7 protein-coding genes are annotated in these 6,870 nt (G+C 69.6%); 1 reads left to right on the top strand and 6 read right to left on the bottom strand.

Translation table 11 applies throughout. The features are described 5' to 3' along the window. Positions 1–223: 223 nt before the first annotated feature. Positions 224–1,015 (top strand): maleylpyruvate isomerase family mycothiol-dependent enzyme, encoded by a 792-nt coding sequence (locus E2651_RS20515; protein WP_135332632.1) that lies wholly within the window; start codon positions 224–226, stop codon positions 1,013–1,015. Positions 1,016–1,039: 24 nt separating this feature from the next. Here E2651_RS20515 and E2651_RS20510 read toward each other — a convergent pair whose 3' ends face one another. The 6 genes from E2651_RS20510 to E2651_RS20485 all read right to left on the bottom strand — a co-directional run bounded on the left by E2651_RS20510 (position 1,040) and on the right by E2651_RS20485 (position 6,788). After that, positions 1,040–2,197, bottom strand: coding sequence for an LOG family protein (locus tag E2651_RS20510; protein ID WP_135332631.1), 1,158 nt, complete (start codon positions 2,195–2,197; stop codon positions 1,040–1,042). A 37-nt stretch (positions 2,198–2,234) separates the two neighbouring features. After that, positions 2,235–2,639, bottom strand: a complete 405-nt coding sequence (locus E2651_RS20505) for a VOC family protein (RefSeq protein WP_135332630.1) — start codon at positions 2,637–2,639, stop codon at positions 2,235–2,237. 130 nt (positions 2,640–2,769) lie between these two features. Continuing rightward, entirely contained in the window at positions 2,770–3,939 is a 1,170-nt protein-coding gene (locus tag E2651_RS20500; RefSeq protein ID WP_135332629.1) for a hypothetical protein, read from the bottom strand. Beyond that, a complete protein-coding gene (locus tag E2651_RS20495; protein ID WP_135332628.1) occupies positions 3,921–4,709 on the bottom strand; it encodes an ATP-binding cassette domain-containing protein in 789 nt (262 codons plus the stop codon). The genes E2651_RS20500 and E2651_RS20495 overlap by 19 nt, the downstream gene beginning before the upstream one ends. A 202-nt stretch (positions 4,710–4,911) precedes the next feature. Next, on the bottom strand, positions 4,912–6,291 hold the full coding sequence (locus E2651_RS20490) for an aspartate aminotransferase family protein (RefSeq protein WP_135332627.1): 1,380 nt from the start codon (positions 6,289–6,291) through the stop codon (positions 4,912–4,914). Then, positions 6,276–6,788: an Lrp/AsnC family transcriptional regulator gene (locus tag E2651_RS20485; protein ID WP_135332626.1), complete on the bottom strand. Its 513-nt coding sequence runs from the start codon at positions 6,786–6,788 to the stop codon at positions 6,276–6,278. The genes E2651_RS20490 and E2651_RS20485 overlap by 16 nt, the downstream gene beginning before the upstream one ends. Positions 6,789–6,870: the final 82 nt, after the last annotated feature.

The raw sequence follows: 6,870 nt of genomic DNA, 5'->3' as shown, positions 1-6,870 counted from the left end.
GGTTCGACGTGGGGGATGTCGTCGTCCTCCGGTGACAGGGGATGTCGTCGTCCTCCGGTGACAGGGGATGTCGTCGTCCTCCGGTGACAGGGGATGTCGTCGTCCTCCGGTGACAGGGGATGTCGTCGTCCTCCGGTGACAGGGGATGTCGTGGTCCTCGGGTGACACGGGCAGGGCGAAATCGAGGTGTGCTCGCCCTGGCCCCCTGCCTAGGGTGCGGCCCATGACGACAATGGATTACGACCGTCACTGTGCCGAAGTCGCCGATCAGCTGGGCCTGTTGAGGGCGACCCTGGCCGGGGCGGATCTTTCGGCCACCGTGCCGACGTGCCCGGACTGGACGCTGGGGGAACTCGCCCGCCATACCGGCGGTGCGGTGCGGTGGGCCGAGCGGCTGGTCGGCACGCGGGCCACGGGGGTCGTCGCGGAGGACGAGGTCCCGGACATCCGCGGCCCTGAAGGGGACGACCCCGCCGCTCTCGACGCCTGGCTTGCCGAGACCGCCGAGCTGGCCATGAAGACGCTGCCTGGTGCGCGTGCCGATACCGCGGTGTGGAGCTGGGCCGAGCCGCAGAACGCCGGGTTCTGGGCGCGGCGTATGACGCATGAGGTGGCCATTCACCGGGCGGACGCGGCGATCGCGGCGGGTGTCCCGTATGAGGTCGCGGCTGATGTCGCTGCCGATGCGATCGATGAGTGGCTGGACATTGTGCGGTATGTGCAGCGGGCCGACCCGGAGGACAGTGCCGCGGAGTTGCGTGGTGCGGGGCGCAGTATTCATCTGCATGCCACCGATGCGCCGGCGGGACTGAATGCCGAGTGGGTCATCGAGTTCGGTGAGGACGGGTTCAGCTGGCGGCGGGGGCATGAGAAGGCGACGGTTGCTTTGCGGGGGCCGCTTACCGAGGTTTTGCTGGCGTTCTATCGGCGGCGGTCGCTGGATGGCGGTGCTGTGGAGGTGTTGGGGGAGCGGGGGTTGCTGGAGTTCTGGTTGGAGCGGGCTTCGTTCGGGTGATCACCGGCTTCGCCGAGTTCGTCCTCAAACGCCGGACGGGCTGAAAGCCCTCAGCACGCCCGGCACTTCATCCGCCGACTCCACCAGCGCGATCGCCGGCTCCATCGAGCGGCCCCGCGCCAGCGCCTGCAGCAGGGGCCACGCCGGGAGCGTCCGTGTCCAGTGCGTGCGGTCTACCAGGATCATCGGCGCGGGCTCGCCCCTCGACTCGTAGTAGTTGGGGGTCGCCGCGTCGAAGACCTCCTGGACCGTGCCCGCCGCGCCGGGCAGGAAGACTACGCCCGCGTTCGAGCGGGCCAGCAGGCCGTCCTCCCGGGTCGCGTTGGCGAAGTACTTGGCCAGGTGGGAGGCGAAGGCGTTCGGCGGCTCGTGGCCGTAGAACCAGGTGGGGATGCCCACCGACGCACCGCCGTCCGGCCAGCGCTCGCGGACGTCGAAGGCCGCCCGCGCCCACTCGGTGATCGACGGCGTGAACGACGGCGCCTTGGAGAGGAGTTCGAGCGCCTCGTCCAGCATCTCGTCGCGGAAGACCGACGCGTACGCGCCCAGGTTCGCCGCCTCCATGGCACCGGGACCGCCGCCCGTCGCGACCACGAAACCGGCGCGGGCCAGCGAGCGGCCGAGCCGCGCCGCACCCTCGTACGCGCCCGTGCCACGGGCCATCGCATGGCCGCCCATGACGCCCACCACCCGTGCGCCGACGAGCAGTTCGTCGAGGGCGTCGGAGATCGAGTCGTCGTGGATCGCGCGGAGCATCGAGGAGAAGATGTCGCCGTCCGCCTTGGTCTCCTGGAACCAGGCGTACGCGCGGGCGTCGGGCGTCGCGTCGTACCCGCCGTCGGCGAGGTCCGCGAACAACTCGTCGGGCGTGTAGAGAAGGCCTCGGTACGGGTCGAACGGCAGACCGGGCACCGGCGGGAACACCAACGCCCCCGCGGAGCGCACCGCGTCGGCCGCGCCCTCCTCCATCGGGCAGCCGAGGAAGACCGCGCCCTTGGCGTCGCAGGCCCGCAGCACCTGCGTACGTTCCGTCAGATCTATGGCCTGGACGCGGATTCCGGCAAGCGAGCCCCGCGCGGCGACCTCGTCGAACTCGGCGAGGGTCTCGATCTCGCGGTCGCCGCCCGGGAGTTGGGGGGACGATGACGCGTGGGCGGATGCGGGTTCGGGAGTCGGCTGCATCCGCCCATGCTAAGCAGGCCGCGCCGGGCGGCGGGGCTCAGCCCTGGACCTCGGACGGGTCCATCCACATGATTTCCCAGGTGTGGCCGTCCAGGTCCTCGAAGGCCCTGCCGTACATGGTGCCGTAGTCCTGGACCTTGCCCGCCGTGCCGCCCGCCGCCAGGGCCTTGTCGACCAGCTCGTCGACCTTCTCGCGGCTCTCGGCGCTCAGACAGAGCAGCGTCTCGCTGGTCGTGGTCGAGTCCGCGATCTGCTTCGTCGTGAAGTTCTGGTAGTGCGTCTTGCTCAGCATCATCGCGATGATGGTGTCGCTGATCACGACGCAGGCGCAGTCGTCCGTGGTGAACTGCGGGTTGATCGTGTAGCCGAGCTCCGTGAAGAACTTCTTCGTGCTGTCGACGTCGTTCACGGCGAGGTTGACGAAGATCATCTGCTGGTACATGTGTGTCTCTCCCGTTGAGCTCTGTGTGGTCGGTGCGTCGTGCGCTGTGCGCTGTGCGCTGTGCTGTACGGAGGGGTAGACGTCCGTTCGACGCGGAACTCATCGGAGGGTGTGAACTTTTTTCTCCGGCTCAGATGAGAGGCAGCGCCGCCAGCTCCGCGACCATCCATGTCAGCGGACCGAACACGGCCGCGAGGGCGCCCGCACGCAGCGCCGCGGATCCGCGCAGCATCGCCACCGGCGCCCCCAGCTGCAGCAGCGCGGCCGTCGTGTCCGAGCGCGCGTTCTTCGCCTCGATCGCGGCCGTGGCCAGGGTGAGGACCGCGCAGCCCACGACGAGCAGCGAGCCGAGTGTGGTCAGCGGGCCGATGTCGGGGCGGTCGCCGGAGTACAGCGTGAGTGCCGCGTACCCGCCCGAGGCCACCGCGCACAGCACCCCGAGCGGCCGGCCGATCCGCCGGGCCTCCTCCTGGAGCGTGCGCCCCGCGAGCAGCCGCATCGCGCCGGGCCGTACCGCCTGCAGGATCCGTCCGCACAGATGGGTGAGGCCGGGCCCCGCCACCGCGAGACCGAGCGCGGTGAGCCCCCATCCGGCGAGCACACCTTCGGGGCTGCCGGTGAGGCCGCCCGGCATGGCGAGGCCGGAGTCCCCGCCGGCCCGGCTCGCGTACATCTCGACGGCGAGCCCCGCGGCGAGCAGCGCGACACCCCAGGGCAGCCCGCTCGGCGCGGTAGCGGGGGCGTCCGGCCGTTCCGGGGCGTCCTGCTCCCGCTCGGCGGCGGGCTTCGCGGGGCGCGGCCGGAGAACGAGGGCACTGGCCACGGATGCGGTCAGCGGCACCAGGGTGAGCAGGGTCAGCGCGGCGGCGAGCGGCAGCGGCGTGCCGGCGGCGAGCAGCTCGGCCGCCGCGCCGTCGAACGGGAGCCCCGTCAGATCCCCGCGCAGATGCAGGAAGAACAGCAGCGCCACCATCGAGCCGAGCGAGCAGGCCACGGCCGTCGAGATCGCGGCGAGCACCGTGAGCTTGGCCGGGCCGAGGCCCACGGCGGAGAGTCCGGAGCGCGGCCGCGTCGCCGGATCGGTACGGGCGACGGCGACGGCGAAGTACACGGTGGCGGCGATCGGCGCCACGCACCAGGCGAGCCGCAGCGCGGCACCGCCGGACGCTTCCGGGTGGCCCATCGCGTACCCCAGCGTGCACAGCAGCAGGAAGCCGGTACCCGCCGAAGCGGCGGCGACGAGCAGCCGGCGCAGCTGGACCAGGGGATGGGCGCCGCGGGCTAGACGGAGAGCGAGCACGCGGCCCGGCCTTCCGCGTCGGCGTCGCCCGCACCTGCCGTCGTGGCGTCGGCGGCCGGGGTGGGATCGCCCGCGGCGCCCGGCAGATGCACCGTATTCACGCGTCGCCCGTCGAGCAGTGCGACCGTTCTGTCGGCGAGTGCTGCGATCTCCGCGTCGTGTGTGGCCAGGACCACCGTGATGGCGTGGGAGCGGGCCGCGGTTGTCAGGGTGCGGAGGACGTGGGCGCGGTCGGCGCGGTGCAGGGGGGCCGTGGGCTCGTCGGCGAAGATCACCGAGGGCATCGTGACCAGGGCGCGGGCGATGACGACGCGCTGGCGTTGGGCCTGGAGCAGGGCGTGTGGCCGCTTGCGGGCGCAGTCGCCGATGTCGAGGCGTTCCATCCACTCCTGGGCGGTGGCCCTGGAACCGCGGTTCGATGTGCCGCGCAGCATCAGCGGCAGTGCGACGTTTTCCCAGGCGGTGAGCTCGGGCACCAGATGCGGCTCCGGGTCGATCCAGCCGAAGCGGTCACGGCGCAGGCGCTCGCGGACCACGGGGCCCATCGTGTGCACCGGAGTGCTGTTGAACCAGACCTCGCCCCGCTCGGGCAGGAGCTGGCCGGAGAGGCAGCGCAGGAGAGTCGTTTTGCCGCTGCCGCGCGGGCCGGTGACCGCGAGGATCTCGCCCTCGCGCACACCCAGCGACACGCCGGTGAGCGCGGGCGAGCCGTTGTGTGTGACGTGCAGGGAGCGTGCCCACAGCACGTCGTTGTCCGGCGGGGCCACCATCACGTACACCTCGGTTCAGATCAGTTTGCCTCCCCCGTACGGGGGAACGAAGGCGGGGCCGATCGGTCACTGGGCACGCTAGGGATCCAGGCCGCGCTGCCTGGAAACGACGCGGCCCGGGGGCGCCCGTTCTCACTCGAACGGGCGCCCCCGGGGCCGGTGTTGATCCGTCTATACGGACTACAGCTTCGTCCTGTACGGACTACAGCTTCGTCCAGGCCTCCGTGAGGACCTGCCGCAGGATGCCCTCGATCTCGTCGAAGGTGTCCTGGTTGGAGATCAGCGGCGGGGCCAGCTGGACGACCGGGTCGCCACGGTCGTCGGCGCGGCAGTACAGGCCGTTGTCGTAGAGCGCCTTGGAGAGGAAGCCGTAGAGCACGCGCTCCGTCTCCTCGTCGTTGAACGACTCCTTGGTGGCCTTGTCCTTCACCAGCTCGATGCCGTAGAAGAAGCCGTTGCCGCGGACGTCGCCGACGATCGGCAGGTCGTGCAGCTTGCGGAGGGTCTGGTAGAACGCGTCCTCGTTGTCGAGGACGTGCTGGTTGAGACCCTCCTTCTCGAAGATGTCGAGGTTGGCGAGGCCGACCGCGGCCGAGACCGGGTGGCCGCCGAAGGTGTAGCCGTGCAGGAAGGTGTTGTCACCCTTGTAGAACGGCTCGGCGATCTTGTCCGAGATGATGCAGGCACCGATCGGGGAGTAGCCCGAGGTCATGCCCTTGGCGCAGGTGATCATGTCCGGGACGTAGCCGAACTTGTCACAGGCGAACATCGTGCCGAGACGGCCGAAGGCGCAGATGACCTCGTCCGACACCAGCAGCACGTCGTACTTGTCGCAGATCTCGCGGACCCGCTGGAAGTAGCCGGGCGGCGGCGGGAAGCAGCCACCGGCGTTCTGCACGGGCTCGAGGAACACGGCCGCGACCGTCTCGGGACCCTCGAAGAGGATCTCCTGCTCGATCTGGTCGGCGGCCCAGCGGCCGAAGGCCTCGGGGTCGTCGCCGTGGATCGGGGCGCGGTAGATGTTCGTGTTCGGCACCTTGTGCGCGCCCGGGACGAGCGGCTCGAAGGGGGCCTTCAGGGCGGGCAGACCGGTGATGGACAGGGCGCCCTGCGGGGTGCCGTGGTAGGCGACCGCGCGGGAGATGACCTTGTACTTCGTGTGGTTGCCGGTGAGCTTGTGGTACTGCTTCGCCAGCTTCCACGCGGTCTCGACGGCCTCGCCGCCACCGGTGGTGAAGAAGACCTTGTTCAGGTCGCCCGGAGCGTAGTCCGCGAGGCGCTCGGCGAGCTCGACGGCCTTGGGGTGGGCGTAGCTCCACACCGGGAAGAAGGCCAGCTCCTGAGCCTGCTTGTAGGCAGTCTCGGCGAGCTCGTGACGACCGTGGCCGGCGTTGACCACGAACAGGCCGGAGAGGCCGTCGAGGTACTTCTTGCCCTTGTCGTCGAAGATGTAGGTGCCCTCGCCACGCACGATGGTGGGAACGGGCGCGTTCTCGTACGACGACATGCGGGTGAAGTGCATCCACAGGTGGTCGTACGCGGTCTGGCTGAGGTCCTTGCTCACGGCTATCGGGTTCCCCACATATAGGTCTGCTTCTTGAGCTTCAGGTAGACGAAGCTCTCGGTGGAGCGCACGCCGGGGAGGGCGCGGATGCGCTTGTTGATCACTTCGAGAAGGTGGTCGTCGTCCTCGCAGACGACCTCCACCATCAGGTCGAAGGAGCCCGCGGTCATCACCACGTACTCACACTCGGCCATGGCTGTCAGTGCCTCAGCGACAGGATCCAGATCGCCCTCGACGTTGATGCCGACCATCGCCTGCCGTCGGAATCCCACGGTGAGCGGGTCCGTGACGGCGACGATCTGCATGACGCCCTGGTCGAGCAGCTTCTGGACGCGTTGCCGCACGGCCGCTTCGGAAAGGCCCACGGCCTTGCCGATGGCGGCGTACGGACGGCGTCCGTCCTCCTGAAGCTGTTCGATGATCGCCAGGGAGACGGCGTCGATGGACGAAGAACCGTTCCCGTGTCGGGAACCACTGGAATCTGCGCTGCGACTGGCCACGACCCCACTGTGCACGAGGACTCGACAGTTCCGCAACCCCAGATCGATGAAATTCGTTGTTTGGAGCTTCATTACTCACGGATTTCGCAGTTCTGGG

This window comes from Streptomyces sp. MZ04, from assembly GCF_004684775.1.
Classification (GTDB): Bacteria; Actinomycetota; Actinomycetes; order Streptomycetales; family Streptomycetaceae; genus Streptomyces.
Note: the sequence above shows the minus strand (reverse complement) of the source record. Positions and strands in the feature narration are given on the sequence as shown.